Genomic DNA, 13,875 nt, shown 5'->3' with positions numbered 1-13,875 from the left:
GGAGCTATTATCCTGAGGTGTGCGCCTTGAAAATCGCCGCTAGTGACGACGGCCTGCATGTCATTTTCCCAATTTAAAGAACAGGCGACAAAGGCGAGAAAATTTGATAGATTTAAAACAACCGGTTGCGGTTTGACGCATAGGTAAAAAAGTCACCGCACGTCCTTACACCGCCAGCCGGATCATGGCGCAGGAGGAGAGATGCTATGACGGCATTCCATGTCATGGCCGGCGCGAGCGGCGGATTTGCACGCCCGGAAGTCCGGAAGATAGGTATTGCGGATCTTGTTGATGCTCTGAGGTTGGGGCTGGCGGATTTTCGGGAGAAACCGTCGCACTATGTCTTCATCTGTCTCATGTATCCGATAGCGGGTGTTTTTCTCGTCATGTGGAGTTCCGGCGCCAATCTATTGCCGCTGATTTATCCCTTGATGTCGGGCTTTGCGCTGATCGGCCCCATTGCGGCCATCGGTCTATATGAAATCAGTCGACGCCGCGAGCAGGGGCTGGATACCTCCTGGCGTCACGCGCTGGAGGTTCGCCACTCTCCCGCGCTGCCGTCGATCCTCGCGGTCGGCTTTATGCTGTTTGCTCTTTTCATCGTCTGGCTGATTGTTGCGCAGCATATCTATACCACGACTTTCGAAGCGGTCGGTCCGGTCTCTTTCTCAACATTTCTGTCAGATGTTCTGACGACCTCGCAGGGCCTTTCCCTTATAATCTGGGGCAATCTGGCCGGTTTCGTTTTTGCGGTCATTGTGCTGGCGACAACTGTTGTGGCGTTTCCGCTGATGCTGGATCGGGATGTGGGTGCTGTCGCGGCCGTGGATGCGAGCATCCGCGCCACGCTTGCCAATCCGGTGCCGGTTGCACTTTGGGGCTTGATTGTCGCGGCGCTGCTCGTCGTCGGGACGATCCCGGTTTTCATCGGCCTTGCTGTGGTCATGCCTGTCCTCGGGCATTCGACCTGGCATCTGTATCGAAAACTGATCGTTCCCGTTTATCCAAATCGCATGCCCTGAATTCATAAAGGAAATCCAGTTGTAGATCATCCGTCCCGCCGTTGCGGCCCGCCTTGCGCGGGCAGTCTCGGCCGGGATGGCGATGGAGCGCGTGAGGATGTCATGTTGTATCGTTTTCCTGCCATCTGTCTGCTTTTCGCCATTACCCTTCCGCTTGAGGCGCACGCCCAGGAGGGTGACCCTGCTGCAGGCGCCACGGTCTTCAAAAAATGCGGCATTTGTCATGTCGCCGAAACGGACCAGAACAAGGTCGGCCCCTCGCTGAACGGCCTGTTTGGCAGAACCGCCGGCACGCATCCGAATTTCGCCTATTCCCAGGCAATGCAGGATGCCGGCAAGGCCGGGCTGGTGTGGAGCGAGACGTCGCTTCGCGACTATCTGCACGACCCCAAGGCGAAGGTGAAGGGCACGAAAATGGCGTTTGCCGGACTGAAGGACGACACCGATATCACCAATCTGATCGCCTATCTGAAGCAATATTCCAAGTAGCGGGATGACGCGCGGAAGAGCCGGGGCGGATCGGGAGAATTGGGCCGATTGAGGGGCGAGCCGCTGTTGGCGCCGCAATTGCTCGCCATACCTGTTCATGAGATAATGCTAATACGTTTCGCGACAGGATTGTAGAAATTGTCGCGGCCGTGTCAGGGGAGGAGACGATGGCTGTCGTTGTGGTTCTCGTTCTGCTGGTAGTGGGGTCAATCGCTTTCCACCTGCTGAGCCCTTGGTGGTGGACGCCGATTGCCTCGAACTGGAGCTACATCGACAATACCATCATCATCACCTTCTGGATCACCGGCTTTGTTTTCTCGGCCGTCGTGTTGTTTGTCGCCTATTGCGTGTTCCGCTTCAGACACCGCCCCGGAAACCGGGCAGCATACCAGCCCGAAAACAAGCGTCTGGAATGGTGGCTGGCGGGTGGAACCGGGATCGGGGTGGCCGCGATGCTGTTGCCGGGCCTTTTCGTGTGGAAACAGTTCGTCACGGTGCCGGACGGCGCCAGCGAGGTGGAGGTCGTCGGTCAGCAATGGCAATGGAGTTTCCGGTTGCCAGGAGCGGACGGACGGCTCGGACGGGCGGACACGCGCGCCATTACGTCGGACAATCCGCTTGGTTTGAACCGGAACGACCCGGCCGGAATGGACGACGTCATTATTGAAGGCGGCGAGTTGCATCTGCCCGCCGGCAGGCCGGTGAAAATGCTGCTGCGCGCGATTGACGTGGTGCATGATTTCTACGTGCCGGAGTTCCGGGCCAAGATGGACATGATCCCCGGTTCGGTCACCTATTACTGGTTCACCCCGACACGGACGGGAACCTTCGAGGTTCTCTGCGCGGAACTGTGCGGCGTCGGCCACCCACAGATGCGCGGCACCGTCGTCGTTGATACCGAGGCCGACTATCAGGCCTGGCTGCAACAGCAGCCGACATTCGCGAAATCGCTGGCATTGGCGGAAAAGTCGGCGGCCCGATGAGCGCCATGTGTCGTTGAAGGGAAAAGCAGCATCGGGGGAAGAGGGAGGATGGAATATGGTCGAGATTGGGTCCGGCGCCGGGCAGGTCATCCAGCCCGCTGAAGTTGAGGATGTCGAGCTTTATCATCCGAAAAGCTGGTGGACGAAATATGTCTTCAGCCAGGATGCCAAGATCATCGCCATTCAGTACTTCCTGACTGCAACGGCAATCGGCATGGTGGCATTGGTTTTGTCCTGGCTGATGCGACTGCAACTCGGTTTTCCCGGCTATTTCTCCTTCATCGATGCGGAACATTATTATCAGTTCATCACCATGCACGGCATGATCATGGTGATCTATCTGCTCACCGCGCTGTTTCTCGGTGGTTTCGGCAATTATCTGATCCCCTTGATGCTCGGCGCGCGAGACATGGTCTTCCCCTATGCGAACATGCTGAGCTACTGGCTTTATCTGCTCGCCGTCCTCGTGCTGGTCGCCGGTTTTTTCGCGCCCGGCGGGCCAACGGGTGCAGGCTGGACGCTTTATCCGCCGCAGTCCCTGCTTTCGGGAACGCCCGGCGGGCGCGACTGGGGCATCATCCTGATGCTCTCGTCGCTCATCCTTTTCATCATCGGCTTCACGCTTGGCGGGCTGAACTACGTCGTCACGGTGCTGCAGGGGCGCACGCGCGGCATGACGCTGATGCGAATGCCCCTGACGATATGGGGCATATTCACCGCGACCGTCATGGCGCTGCTCGCCTTCCCGGCACTTTTCGTCGCCGCTGTCATGATGTTGTTCGACCGATTGCTCGGCACGAGCTTCTTCATGCCTTCCATTGTGGAGATGGGTGAGCAATTGAAGCAGGGGGGCGGCAGTCCGATCCTGTTCCAGCATCTGTTCTGGTTCTTCGGTCATCCGGAAGTCTATATCGTCGCGCTTCCGGCCTTCGGCATCGTTTCTGATCTCATCAGCACCCATGCGCGCAAGAACATCTTCGGTTACCGGATGATGGTCTGGGCAATCGTCATCATCGCGGCGCTGAGCTTCGTCGTCTGGGCGCATCATATGTATGTCAGCGGCATGAATCCGAACTTCGGGTTCTTTTTCGCCACGACGACGCTGATCATCGCCGTGCCGACGGCGATCAAGGTCTATAATTGGGTGCTGACGCTCTGGCGCGGCGATATCCATCTGAATTTGCCGATGCTGTTTGCGCTTGCTTTCATCGTCACATTCGTCAACGGCGGATTGACCGGCCTCTTCCTCGGCAATGTCGTCGTCGATGTGCCGCTTTCGGATACCATGTTCGTCGTTGCCCATTTCCATATGGTGATGGGGGTTGCGCCGATCATGGTGATCTTCGGCGCGATCCACCACTGGTATCCGAAAGTCACCGGCCGCATGCTGAATGCGACTATGGGGCATATCCATTTCTGGATCACCTTTATCGGCGCCTATGCCATCTTCTTCCCCATGCATTATCTCGGCCTGATCGGTGTGCCGCGCCGTTATTACGAACTGGGTGAAACCGCTTTCATTCCACCTTCGGCGCATACGCTGAACATGTTCATCTCCGTCGCAGCACTTGTCGTCGGCGCTGCCCAGCTTCTGTTCCTGTTCAATCTCGCCTGGAGCCTGCGCTGGGGCAAGCAGGCCGGCGGCAATCCATGGCGGGCGACAACACTGGAGTGGCAGACCCCGCAAACGCCGCCGGTTCACGGAAACTGGGGCAAGGAATTGCCGGTCGTCTATCGCTGGCCCTATGACTACAGCGTGCCCGGCGCGGCTGAGGACTTCCTGCCGCAGAACCAGCCGGCTGCGGCCGGGCCTTCCGAGAGGGTGTTGTCATGAGCGCCATTCTCATTTTCCTGGCCGGGATCGGCGGCATCATCGGCTGGTGGATGGCAAGGCAGAGACTGGCCTCCAAGCCCTGGCTGGAGGTGGGTCTGGCAGGCGATGCGCCGCAGATGCGCGGATCGTCGGAGACAAAAGCGAAACTCGGGCTCGGCATCTTCCTTGCCGTCGTCGGCGCGCTGTTCGCGCTGCTCATCAGCGCCTATCTCGGGCGCATGGGCGGTGCCGACTGGTGGGGTATCCCGATCCCACGACTGCTGTGGGTGAATACCGTGGCCCTTGCCACCAGCAGCGTAGCGCTGCAATGGGCGAAAACCGAAGCCCGCCTGGATCGCCGCGAAATGCTGGACGTAGCTCTTGTCGTGGCGTTTGTTGCGGCTGTTCTCTTTGTTGTCGGGCAGGTTCTGGCGTGGCGGCAACTGGCGTCCGCGGGTTACGTGCTGGCGGATAACCCATCGAACAGCTTCTTCTACATGATCACCGGATTGCATGGCCTGCACATATTGGGCGGGCTTTTCGTGCTCGGGCGCACGGCAATCCGCGCCGGGATCGGCCCTGCGGCGAGAGTTCGCCTGAGCGTGGAGCTTTGCACCATCTACTGGCATTTCATGTTCGTCGTCTGGCTGATCCTTTTTGCAATTTTCGCCGGCTGGGCGAACAGTTTTGTCGATCTCTGCCGTCAATTGGTCACCTGAGGAGTGTCGATCATGACCGCATCCATGGAAAGACCTTTAAACGATCCACATCTGCGGCCAACGGGACTACGCGGCGTTGCCGCCGATCTGTCATCGGACCAGCGGGCGTTCAAGAACGTCTCCTGGGGCAAGGCGATGATGTGGCTCTTCATTCTGAGCGACACCTTCATTTTCGGCTGCTTTCTCCTGGCCTATATGACGGCGAGGATGTCGACCACTGTCGGCTGGCCCAATCCGAGCGAGGTTTTCGCTCTGACGATCGGTGGCAAGGATATTCCGCTGATCCTGATCGCCATCATGACCTTCGTCCTTATCAGCAGCAGCGGAACGATGGCCATGGCCGTCAATTTCGGATACCGCCGCGATCGCCGCAAAACCGCCGCGCTGATGGTGGTAACGGCCGCTCTCGGCGCGACGTTCGTCGGAATGCAGGTATTCGAATGGACGAAACTGATCGGGGAAGGCGTTCGCCCCTGGGAGAACCCCTTCGGTGCTGCGCAATTCGGTTCGTCTTTCTTCATGATCACGGGCTTTCACGGCACCCATGTCTCGATCGGGGTGGTGTTCCTTCTGATCATGGCGCGCAAGGTCTGGCGGGGAGATTTCGATCAGGAAAGACGGGGATTTTTCACCAGCCGGAAAGGCAACTACGAGATCGTCGAAATAATGGGGCTTTACTGGCACTTCGTCGATCTGGTGTGGGTATTCATCTTTGCATTCTTCTATCTGTGGTGAGTGAGGATGACATCATGGCGCAGCAACAGTCACAACAGGGACAGCAGCATCCGATAAGACTTTACATGGTGGTCTGGGGACTGCTTTTCGTCCTCAGCGCCTGCTCCTATCTCGTCGATTATCTCGGCATACAGAGCTATCCCAGATGGTCTCTGATCATCGCTTTTATGCTCCTGAAGGCGGGGCTGATCATTGCGATTTTCATGCACATGGCCTGGGAACGACTGATCTTGATCTACGCCATCCTTCTTCCCCCCGTCCTCGTACTCGTTTTCACAGCTTTGATGGTGTCGGAATCCAACTACACGCTCCTTGCGCGAGAGACTTTTCTCGGAGGCGGGTCATAGGGCACTGGCAGGTGCAAATATCAATCACAGACGCTTAACTGCCATCTATTTTCGAGTGGAGGATGCTCCCCTCTCGTTATCTGCGGGTGCCAGATAAGGGATCATGCGCCGAAGGGTCGGGTCTCTTCGGAGGAAATGGTGCCACAATGCCGCTATCACATGAAAGAAGACGATAATTGCTGCGAGATAGGCCAGAGTAGCGTGAACCTCCGTCCAGAAGGCTTCGGCCTGGTCCGAGATTGCCATGGGCAGCGCTGGCACGACGATGAGATCGAAGACATAGCTGGGGATCTGCAGAGGAGATGTCGACGCGACTGCCCAACCGGCAAGCGGAACGGCAAGGGTAAGAAACAGCAGCGCAGCATGAGCGACCCGCGCGGCCAGCCGGGAAACGAGACCTTCGCCCTCAAGTGCCCGCGGCCTCCTGCTGGAAAGCGACCATAGCAAACGGGGCACGGCCAAGGTCAGCACCAGAAACCCTATCGATTTGTGATATTGAAAAAGGTCGAACTGGAGCACCGGATCGATGTTGTCTCGGCTCATCCAATATCCCAGCCCAAGCTGCGTGAGGAAAAGGACCGCGATCGCCCAGTGGAAAGCGATCGTCACCAGTCCAAAGGAGACGGCCGTATTTCGCCACCTCCGTTCAGCCGTCGGTGCGCCATCGAAATGCTCCTGAAAATGTTGCATCGGTCAACTCAGCTGTTGATAGGTGTCTTTGGCGATGGCGTCCATGCGGTCGCCCGGCAGGTTGCCGACCAGGGCGCAGCGGATCGTTTCATCGTCCCAGGATACGGTTTCGAGCGAGCCGACACTGGAGCGCCGCATGGCGGTGTCGCTCGAGTCAGTCGCGGCCACGATATAAAGAGTGACGCGCTGTCCACTTTTGTCTTCGTACATCAGCTGAGCGGCGGCTCCTTGCGAGCTCGGAAGCATCCGTCCGCCAAGAAGGGACAGACCGTGGCGGGTGAGATCCGGGATATTCAGTTTGCGGTCCAGCCGTTTCGACAGCCATTTGGGCAGATTGGAAGCGTTCTCGGCATCGGCGCGAAGCTCCACCGGATGGAGAATATCGCTCGCGAACAATTTATGTGCCTGCGTCGCATCCGCCACGATGGAATGGGCAGGCTCCGCGACCTGCGAGAGAAGCCCGCGCGCAAACCAGCCGCCCGTCAATCCAACAGCCAGGATAAGGACGGAAGCCGCCGCCATGTTGCGCCAGTCGGCCCGCTTTGATCGCAAGCGCCGCTCCATCCGATAAACATCGAGGCGCGCGGGCAAGACATCGACATTAACAGGGTTATAGAGAGCTGCCAGCGTTGCATTTTGCTGCTGCCACATCTCGACCTTGCGCGCATCGACCGGATTGGAGGCGAGATGGGCACGAACGGCGTCACGCCGCTGCTCGTCCTCAAGCTGCCCGTCGACATAAGAGATAAGATCGGTTTCGGTTATCCGGGGCTGGCTGCCAGTCATTTTATCACCTTGAGATTTGGCTGGTCTTCCTGTGTCATTCGGGCCAAGGCTGTTCGGGCTCGCCCCAGACGGGACATCAGGGTGCCCAGAGGAATTTCAAGAACCTTTGCCGCTTCCGCATAACTCAGACCCTCGATGACGACGAGGAGGAGTGCTTCGCGGTGTTCGCCGGACAGGTTTTCAATAGCGCGGGCCATTTCGGCAAGCGCTATCCGGCCTGTCTGCGCGGCCGGCACAAACAGCTGTTCCGCGACATCGTCAATCGGGATTTGCAACGGCCGTCGATTTCGGCCGCGCAGATTGTTGCGGTAGACATTGACAAGCACCCGGTACAGCCATGGACGCAACGGACCCTGCGGCCGCCACAACGCCTTTTTACGGATAGCCCTTTCCAGACAGTCCTGAACGAGATCGTCAGCGGTGTCGCGATCGTGCGTGAGCGCGTTCGCATAACGTCGAAGCGCTGGTATGCAACTCGTTATCTCGTCCAGAAAATCCGGCATGAGTGCTATTCCTTGGCAACGTGCCAGACACCGCCTGCGCCATCGCCTGTGACGTCTCCGGGCTTCTTGTCCATCTGCCAGCGATAGAGCGGCTTTCCGTCATGCGACCATTGCATCGTCCCGTCCTTGCGGGCGATTGGTTTGTAGTCGCCATCCGCCTTGTCGGTTTTCGATGCGGCGAGCGGCGGCCATTTCTTCGCACAGGCATCATAGCAGGCCGACGAACCATCGGCATCCTTGTCGAAGGTATAAAGGGTCATGCCTTTGGCGTCAGTCAGGATTGTGCCCTTGGCCGTTGCCGTTTCAACCACTGCGCCACCGGCGTAGGGTTCGGCAAGGGCAGCAGTGGAGATGAGCGCCAGAGTGCCGACCAGAACGAAATGATCTACACGCATGAGATAGTCCTTTGAGAGTAACGGATCGGACACCATGTCCGATACTGGACAGAACACCGGCCAGCGGCACTTAATCCCGGTCCCGCTGGTTTTTATCTGACGCCCTTCAAATCTATGTCGAACGCGACCGTATTCGAGTAGAGCGGGACGCCGACACCCATTCCATAGGGCATCCGGGGGACATTGCCGGTGACATGGAAGATGACCGATCCCTTTTGCTGCTCCACGAATGTTGCGTGGAAGGTTTCGGATCTGGATACGCCTCTCGCCGTCAGAATACCTTCGACCACCGCGCTGCGCGGCCCGTCCTGGGTAACGCGGCTGGAGCGAAACACGATTTGCGGATAGGCGGCGATATTGAAAACCGCGCTCGATCGCAGGAAATTTTCCACCCGTTCCTGTCCTGTCCGGACGCTGGAAGGGTTCAATTTGATTTCCACGAAGGACCTGGAAGGCTGGTCCGGGTCGATGTCGAAGCGGCCGGATATATCGGGAATTGTGCCGTTAATTCCCGGGCCGGCAACCTGCGCAATTGAAAACCCTATGTGGGATGCGGGATCGATCCGATAATGTCCGGCAGCGGCGGAGAACGGACTGGCAGACACTGGCGTATAAGCAAGTGTCACAATCAGGAATATGATGGAGCAGGGGGATTTCACGGCGCTACCTCCTTATACGTACGTCGTCGTACCCAGGAGAACACCGCAGGAAACTATTTAATCCAGAATAGTTCTGGCAAACGACCAAAATCCCTGCCCCATATGACATTCGTTAAGACGCGCTGGCATGCCATTGGTCTAAACTCCGGGGCTCTCTGCCCGATAGTCTCCGATTGGAAAGATTGCCGCCAGCATCTGAGTTGCCTTATCCATCGATGTCATGCATGCAGGTGAGCGACCGCGCAGCTTTTCGTCCTGATTCATCCACGACAGGGGAGAGCCCGCATAAAAGGTGGATCACGAGGACATGTCGCTAAGCCTTCTCCTGGGTAATGCTTCGCTCAGAGCTGCGAGCTTCATCGTCACGATTTACGGTGATGTCGTCGAGCCGAGGGGCGGCGCGATCTGGGTCGGTAACCTGATCGAAACCTGCGCGGAAGTCGGCATCAGCGAGACTTTGGTGCGCACGGCAGCGTCCAGGCTGGTTTCTGCCGGCCAGTTGATCGGCGAGCGGCAGGGGCGTCGCAGCTATTACCGTCTTACCGAGGTAGCGCAGACTGATTTTGCGGCAGCCGCGCGTCTGCTTTTCGGCACTGCCGATCACCCCGTCTGGCGTTTCGTGTACCTCGGGGGACCTGCCTTCGAGGCCGATGCGCGGGCTTTGGAACAGGCTGGATACACAAGGCTTGGTTCCCGCCTGTCAATTGGAGCACGGCCGCTTCCGCCCCTGTCCGCCGGAGCCGTCACCTTCAATGCCGAGGTTGCCGGTGCCGCCTCCGGTCTCAAGGAACTGGCAGCTGAACATTGGGATCTGCCGAGTTACGACACGGCTTATCGCGAATTCCTTGAACGGTACGGTAAATTTTCCGAGGCGCTGGAAGGGGGAGCGACACTCAGCCCGATAGAGCACCTCGCCGCCCGTCTTCTTCTTGTCCATCAATACCGGATGATTGTCCTGCACGACCCGCGGCTTCCGGCGACCGCGCTACCGGATGATTGGCCGCACGCTGACGTCCGGCGCCTTTTTGCCCGGCTCTATTTCCGCCTGTCAAAAAAGGCGGACGACTTCATTGCGCGGAGATTTTTGACGGAGGACGGGCCTCTTCCGGCCGAAACGGCTGCCACCAGGCATCGAATAGACGGTCTCCTCGCCATCATGTGAGTCCTGTTTTTTGCGAGCGCAAGCGTGCGAACAAAATCGCAGAATTTCTAATGTCACAAGAATCGGCAAAAATCGTATTGAACTGTGACATAAGGAATGGTATTAACTAACCGATCGGTCGGCTAATGGCCCGCCGGGCTGAGGAGGACGAGGAGGAATTCGTGCCTGAAGCATTTATCTGCGACGCTGTTCGCACTCCGATTGGACGATATGCGGGTCTGTTGGCCTCTGTGCGTGCCGACAATCTTGCCGCTGTTCCGCTCGCGGCACTGATGGCGCGTAATCCGCAGGTTGACTGGTCGAAGGTCGATGACCTGATCTATGGATGCGCCAATCAGGCCGGCGAGGACAATCGCAATGTTGCACGCATGGCGGCCCTTCTATCGGGCATGCCTGTCTCCGTCCCCGGCACGACCGTAAACCGCCTCTGTGGTTCCGGCATGGACGCCGTTGGCATGGCCGCCCGGGCAATTCGCGCCGGTGACTGCGATTTCGTCATTGCCGGTGGCACCGAAAGCATGAGCCGCGCCCCATTTGTCATGCCCAAGGCGGAGAGCGCCTTTTCGCGTGCCAATGCCGTATACGACACGACAATCGGATGGCGCTTTATCAATCCGAAGATGAAAAAGGCTTTTGGCGTCGATTCCATGCCTGAAACGGCCGACAATGTCGCTGCCGACTATGGGGTTAGCCGTGAGGATCAGGATGCTTTTGCTGCGCGCAGCCAGGCGCGGTGGGCCGCAGCATACGAGGCCGGTGTCTTTGCCGATGAGATAGCCCCCGTTTCCGTGCCGCAGAAGAAGGGTGACCCGATCATCGTTGATCGGGACGAGCATCCGCGACCCGGAACGACGGCCGAGCAGCTGGCCAAACTCAAGGGTGTCAACGGACCGGATCTTTCGGTCACTGCCGGCAATGCTTCAGGCGTCAATGATGGTGCTGCTGCCCTGTTGATCGCAAGCGAGGCGACGGCCAAGGCACAGGGCTTGACGCCGAAGGCCCGCATCGTGGCCATGGCCGCCGCAGGCGTCGAGCCCCGCATTATGGGCATTGGCCCTGCGCCTGCCGCGCGCCGCGTGCTGGAACGTGCTAAACTGTCCATCGGCCAGATGGATGTCATCGAACTGAACGAGGCCTTTGCCTCGCAGGCGCTCGCCACGTTGCGTGACCTCGGTCTGCCCGACGATGCGGCGCATGTGAACCCGAATGGTGGCGCGATCGCCATGGGCCATCCGCTCGGTATGAGCGGCGCCCGCCTCGTCACCACCGCCGCCTACCAGCTTCATCGTCAGGGCGGCCGCTATGCGCTGTGTACGATGTGCATCGGTGTCGGCCAGGGCATCGCACTCATTCTCGAACGTGTCTGACGCGATAAAACAGGAGGAATGGCCATGTATGCACAGATGGTGAAAACCGACGCCGCCCACGTCCGCAGCCTCGATGAAATGGACCCGGTCGAGCGCGCCTTCCAGGAGCGCATCGACGCCGGCCAGAAGATCGAGCCGAAGGAATGGATGCCGGAAGGTTACCGCAAGACGCTGGTGCGGCAGATAAGCCAGCATGCCCATTCCGAGATCGTCGGCCAGCTGCCGGAAGGCAACTGGATCACCCGCGCACCGACACTGGAGCGCAAGGCGATCCTGCTGGCCAAGGTGCAGGACGAAGCGGGTCACGGTCTCTATCTCTATTGCGCCGCCGAAACCCTCGGCATCAGCCGCGACGAAATGTACGAGCAGCTGCATTCCGGCAAGGCCAAATATTCCTCTATCTTCAATTACCCGACACTGAGCTGGGCCGATATCGGCGCGGTCGGCTGGCTGGTTGATGGCGCGGCGATCATGAACCAGGTGCCGTTGCAGCGCTGTTCCTACGGGCCTTATGCCCGCGCGATGGTTCGCATCTGCAAGGAAGAAAGTTTCCATCAACGTCAGGGTTTCGACATCCTGATGAAAATGGTGAAGGGCACCCCGGCACAGAAGGCGCTGGTTCAGGATGCGCTGAACCGCTGGTGGTGGCCGTCGCTGATGATGTTTGGTCCTTCCGACGACGCCTCCGTGCATTCAGCCCAGTCGATGGCGTGGAAGATCAAGCAGAATTCGAATGACGAGCTGCGCCAGAAATTTGTCGATCAGACCGTGCCGCAGGCAACCTATCTCGGCCTGACTGTCCCCGACCCGGACCTTAAGTGGAACGAGGAAAAGGGTGGTTACGATTTCGGCGAGCCGGACTGGAGCGAATTCTTTGCGGTGATCGCCGGCAATGGCCCCTGCAATGCCGAGCGTCTCAATGCCCGCAAAAAGGCCTGGGACGATGGCGAGTGGTTCCGTGACGGTCTCGTCGCCCATGCCGAAAAGGTGCAGTCGCGCCGGCAGGCCGCCCGTATCGCCGCCGAATAGGTGTGTTCCGGATCGCGCGTGCGGTCCCTTGGTCCCAATCGCAGTCAATACGCTCGCATCGCGGCCCGCCGCTGACGAGCGCGAATAAGGGAGAGAAATCATGTCCAGCGAATGGCCCCTCTGGGAGGTCTTCATCCGCGGCCAGCACGGCCTCAATCATCGCCATGTCGGCAGCCTGCATGCGCCGGATGCGGAAATGGCAGTCAACAATGCCCGCGACGTCTATACCCGCCGCAATGAGGGTGTCAGCATCTGGGTGGTCCGCTCCAGCGACATCACCGCCAGTGCGCCGTCGGAAAAGGGACCGCTGTTCGAGCCGTCCAATTCCAAGGTTTACCGTCATCCGACCTTCTTCGACGTGCCTGAAGAAGTGGGGCATATGTGATGGGCGCGGCTCAAGAGACTGCCACCGTCGACAATGCCGCCCTTTTCGAGTTCCTGCTGCGGATGGGCGACAATACCCTCATTCTCGGTCATCGCGTTTCGGAATGGTGTGGTCACTCGCCGGCACTCGAAGAGGATATCGCGCTTTCCAACACCGCGCTCGACCTGATCGGCCAGACGCAGCTCTGGCTTGGCCTTGCCGGCGAAGTGGAGGGGAAGGGGCGTTCCGCCGACGATCTCGCCTATCTGCGTGACGGTCTGGATTTTCGCAACGTGCTGCTTGTCGAGCGCCCGAACGGCGATTTCGGCAAGACGTTGATGCGGCAGTTCCTGTTCGATGCGTGGCACTACGTTCTGCTGAAGTGGCTCAAAAGCTCCAGCGACCATCGCATCGCCGAAATCGCCGAAAAATCCTTGAAGGAAGTGTCCTATCATCTCGATCGCAGCCGAGATCTGGTGATCAGACTTGGCGACGGCACGGTGGAGAGCCATCGCCGCATGCAGGCGGCACTCGACGATCTCTGGCCCTTTACCGGCGAGTTGTTCCTCGGCGACGCCTCGGATACGGCCATCGCCGCCGCCGGCGTGGCGCCGGAGCCCGCATCGCTCAAGGCATCCTGGGATGAAATCGTGGCCGAGACGCTGGAAGAGGCGACGCTGAAGACGCCGGCCGATGGCTATATGCAGAAGGGTGGCAAGCGCGGCATCCACACCGAACATCTCGGCTTCATTCTCTCCGATCTGCAGTTCCTGCAACGCGCCTATCCCGGCGGGACCTGGTAGGAGGCGTCG

General features: G+C 58.9%; 17 protein-coding genes. 12 read left to right on the top strand and 5 right to left on the bottom strand.

Translation table 11 applies throughout. From position 1 onward, the window contains the following. Nucleotides 1-206: 206 nt before the first annotated feature. The 7 genes from OK142_RS17580 to OK142_RS17550 all read left to right on the top strand — a co-directional run bounded on the left by OK142_RS17580 (nt 207) and on the right by OK142_RS17550 (nt 6,108). Nucleotides 207-1,022, top strand: coding sequence for a DUF2189 domain-containing protein (locus OK142_RS17580; protein WP_216330241.1), 816 nt, complete (start codon nt 207-209; stop codon nt 1,020-1,022). Nucleotides 1,023-1,124: 102 nt separating this feature from the next. Continuing rightward, entirely contained in the window at nt 1,125-1,511 is a 387-nt protein-coding gene (locus tag OK142_RS17575) for a c-type cytochrome (protein WP_313609462.1), read from the top strand. Nucleotides 1,512-1,678: 167 nt separating this feature from the next. Further along, nucleotides 1,679-2,494, top strand: coding sequence for a cytochrome c oxidase subunit II (locus OK142_RS17570; RefSeq protein ID WP_498684227.1), 816 nt, complete (start codon nt 1,679-1,681; stop codon nt 2,492-2,494). Nucleotides 2,495-2,549: 55 nt separating this feature from the next. Continuing rightward, nucleotides 2,550-4,328, top strand: a complete 1,779-nt coding sequence (locus tag OK142_RS17565; RefSeq protein WP_137039319.1) for a cbb3-type cytochrome c oxidase subunit I — start codon at nt 2,550-2,552, stop codon at nt 4,326-4,328. Continuing rightward, complete coding sequence (locus OK142_RS17560; protein ID WP_498684225.1) at nt 4,325-5,026, top strand: cytochrome c oxidase subunit 3; 702 nt, start codon at nt 4,325-4,327, stop codon at nt 5,024-5,026. The genes OK142_RS17565 and OK142_RS17560 overlap by 4 nt, the downstream gene beginning before the upstream one ends. Nucleotides 5,027-5,038: 12 nt before the next feature. Next, a complete protein-coding gene (locus tag OK142_RS17555) occupies nt 5,039-5,761 on the top strand; it encodes a heme-copper oxidase subunit III family protein (protein ID WP_498684223.1) in 723 nt (240 codons plus the stop codon). A 14-nt stretch (nt 5,762-5,775) separates the two neighbouring features. Next, nucleotides 5,776-6,108 carry a cytochrome C oxidase subunit IV family protein gene (locus tag OK142_RS17550; RefSeq protein WP_498684221.1) on the top strand — a complete coding sequence of 111 codons (333 nt, stop codon included), beginning with the start codon at nt 5,776-5,778 and terminating at the stop codon, nt 6,106-6,108. A 45-nt stretch (nt 6,109-6,153) separates the two neighbouring features. Here OK142_RS17550 and OK142_RS17545 read toward each other — a convergent pair whose 3' ends face one another. From OK142_RS17545 to OK142_RS17525, 5 genes are all read right to left on the bottom strand, one after another. After that, complete coding sequence (locus OK142_RS17545; RefSeq protein ID WP_498684219.1) at nt 6,154-6,798, bottom strand: cytochrome b; 645 nt, start codon at nt 6,796-6,798, stop codon at nt 6,154-6,156. A 3-nt stretch (nt 6,799-6,801) separates the two neighbouring features. Further along, nucleotides 6,802-7,584 carry an anti-sigma factor family protein gene (locus tag OK142_RS17540; RefSeq protein WP_498684215.1) on the bottom strand — a complete coding sequence of 261 codons (783 nt, stop codon included), beginning with the start codon at nt 7,582-7,584 and terminating at the stop codon, nt 6,802-6,804. Continuing rightward, nucleotides 7,581-8,087: a sigma-70 family RNA polymerase sigma factor gene (locus tag OK142_RS17535; RefSeq protein WP_313607652.1), complete on the bottom strand. Its 507-nt coding sequence runs from the start codon at nt 8,085-8,087 to the stop codon at nt 7,581-7,583. The genes OK142_RS17540 and OK142_RS17535 overlap by 4 nt, the downstream gene beginning before the upstream one ends. A 5-nt stretch (nt 8,088-8,092) precedes the next feature. After that, nucleotides 8,093-8,482, bottom strand: a complete 390-nt coding sequence (locus OK142_RS17530; RefSeq protein ID WP_498684212.1) for a COG4315 family predicted lipoprotein — start codon at nt 8,480-8,482, stop codon at nt 8,093-8,095. 92 nt (nt 8,483-8,574) lie between these two features. Next, on the bottom strand, nt 8,575-9,141 hold the full coding sequence (locus tag OK142_RS17525; RefSeq protein ID WP_498684211.1) for a YceI family protein: 567 nt from the start codon (nt 9,139-9,141) through the stop codon (nt 8,575-8,577). Nucleotides 9,142-9,448: 307 nt separating this feature from the next. Here OK142_RS17525 and OK142_RS17520 point away from each other — a divergent pair, with 307 nt between their 5' ends. The 5 genes from OK142_RS17520 to paaC all read left to right on the top strand — a co-directional run bounded on the left by OK142_RS17520 (nt 9,449) and on the right by paaC (nt 13,866). Next, nucleotides 9,449-10,303, top strand: a complete 855-nt coding sequence (locus OK142_RS17520) for a PaaX family transcriptional regulator C-terminal domain-containing protein (RefSeq protein WP_498684209.1) — start codon at nt 9,449-9,451, stop codon at nt 10,301-10,303. 161 nt (nt 10,304-10,464) lie between these two features. Next, nucleotides 10,465-11,670 (top strand): 3-oxoadipyl-CoA thiolase, encoded by a 1,206-nt coding sequence (gene pcaF, locus OK142_RS17515; RefSeq protein WP_498684207.1) that lies wholly within the window; start codon nt 10,465-10,467, stop codon nt 11,668-11,670. 24 nt (nt 11,671-11,694) lie between these two features. Beyond that, complete coding sequence (paaA, locus tag OK142_RS17510; RefSeq protein ID WP_035242963.1) at nt 11,695-12,699, top strand: 1,2-phenylacetyl-CoA epoxidase subunit PaaA; 1,005 nt, start codon at nt 11,695-11,697, stop codon at nt 12,697-12,699. 100 nt (nt 12,700-12,799) lie between these two features. Beyond that, the gene (gene paaB, locus OK142_RS17505; RefSeq protein WP_003498121.1) at nt 12,800-13,084 is read left to right on the top strand and encodes a 1,2-phenylacetyl-CoA epoxidase subunit PaaB; all 285 of its coding nucleotides are present in this window, start codon (nt 12,800-12,802) and stop codon (nt 13,082-13,084) included. Next, nucleotides 13,084-13,866, top strand: a complete 783-nt coding sequence (gene paaC, locus OK142_RS17500; RefSeq protein ID WP_498684204.1) for a 1,2-phenylacetyl-CoA epoxidase subunit PaaC — start codon at nt 13,084-13,086, stop codon at nt 13,864-13,866. Before paaB ends, paaC begins: the two co-directional genes overlap by 1 nt. Nucleotides 13,867-13,875: the final 9 nt, after the last annotated feature.

This window comes from Agrobacterium sp. BT-220-3 (assembly GCF_025910175.1).
Classification (GTDB): domain Bacteria; phylum Pseudomonadota; class Alphaproteobacteria; order Rhizobiales; family Rhizobiaceae; genus Agrobacterium; species Agrobacterium oryzihabitans.
Note: the sequence above shows the minus strand (reverse complement) of the source record. Positions and strands in the feature narration are given on the sequence as shown.

Bases quoted from the DNA above. Each gene is read 5' to 3' on its own strand.
- OK142_RS17535 (WP_313607652.1), bottom strand. From the start codon at position 8,087: ATGCCGGATTTTCTGGACGAGATAACGAGTTGCATACCAGCGCTTCGA.
- OK142_RS17570 (WP_498684227.1), top strand. From the start codon at position 1,679: ATGGCTGTCGTTGTGGTTCTCGTTCTGCTGGTAGTGGGGTCAATCGCT.
- OK142_RS17545 (WP_498684219.1), bottom strand. From the start codon at position 6,798: ATGCAACATTTTCAGGAGCATTTCGATGGCGCACCGACGGCTGAACGG.
- paaB (WP_003498121.1), top strand. From the start codon at position 12,800: ATGTCCAGCGAATGGCCCCTCTGGGAGGTCTTCATCCGCGGCCAGCAC.
- OK142_RS17540 (WP_498684215.1), bottom strand. From the start codon at position 7,584: ATGACTGGCAGCCAGCCCCGGATAACCGAAACCGATCTTATCTCTTAT.
- OK142_RS17550 (WP_498684221.1), top strand. From the start codon at position 5,776: ATGGCGCAGCAACAGTCACAACAGGGACAGCAGCATCCGATAAGACTT.
- OK142_RS17575 (WP_313609462.1), top strand. From the start codon at position 1,125: ATGTTGTATCGTTTTCCTGCCATCTGTCTGCTTTTCGCCATTACCCTT.
- OK142_RS17520 (WP_498684209.1), top strand. From the start codon at position 9,449: ATGTCGCTAAGCCTTCTCCTGGGTAATGCTTCGCTCAGAGCTGCGAGC.
- OK142_RS17530 (WP_498684212.1), bottom strand. From the start codon at position 8,482: ATGCGTGTAGATCATTTCGTTCTGGTCGGCACTCTGGCGCTCATCTCC.
- paaC (WP_498684204.1), top strand. From the start codon at position 13,084: ATGGGCGCGGCTCAAGAGACTGCCACCGTCGACAATGCCGCCCTTTTC.
- OK142_RS17560 (WP_498684225.1), top strand. From the start codon at position 4,325: ATGAGCGCCATTCTCATTTTCCTGGCCGGGATCGGCGGCATCATCGGC.
- OK142_RS17555 (WP_498684223.1), top strand. From the start codon at position 5,039: ATGACCGCATCCATGGAAAGACCTTTAAACGATCCACATCTGCGGCCA.
- OK142_RS17580 (WP_216330241.1), top strand. From the start codon at position 207: ATGACGGCATTCCATGTCATGGCCGGCGCGAGCGGCGGATTTGCACGC.
- paaA (WP_035242963.1), top strand. From the start codon at position 11,695: ATGTATGCACAGATGGTGAAAACCGACGCCGCCCACGTCCGCAGCCTC.
- OK142_RS17565 (WP_137039319.1), top strand. From the start codon at position 2,550: ATGGTCGAGATTGGGTCCGGCGCCGGGCAGGTCATCCAGCCCGCTGAA.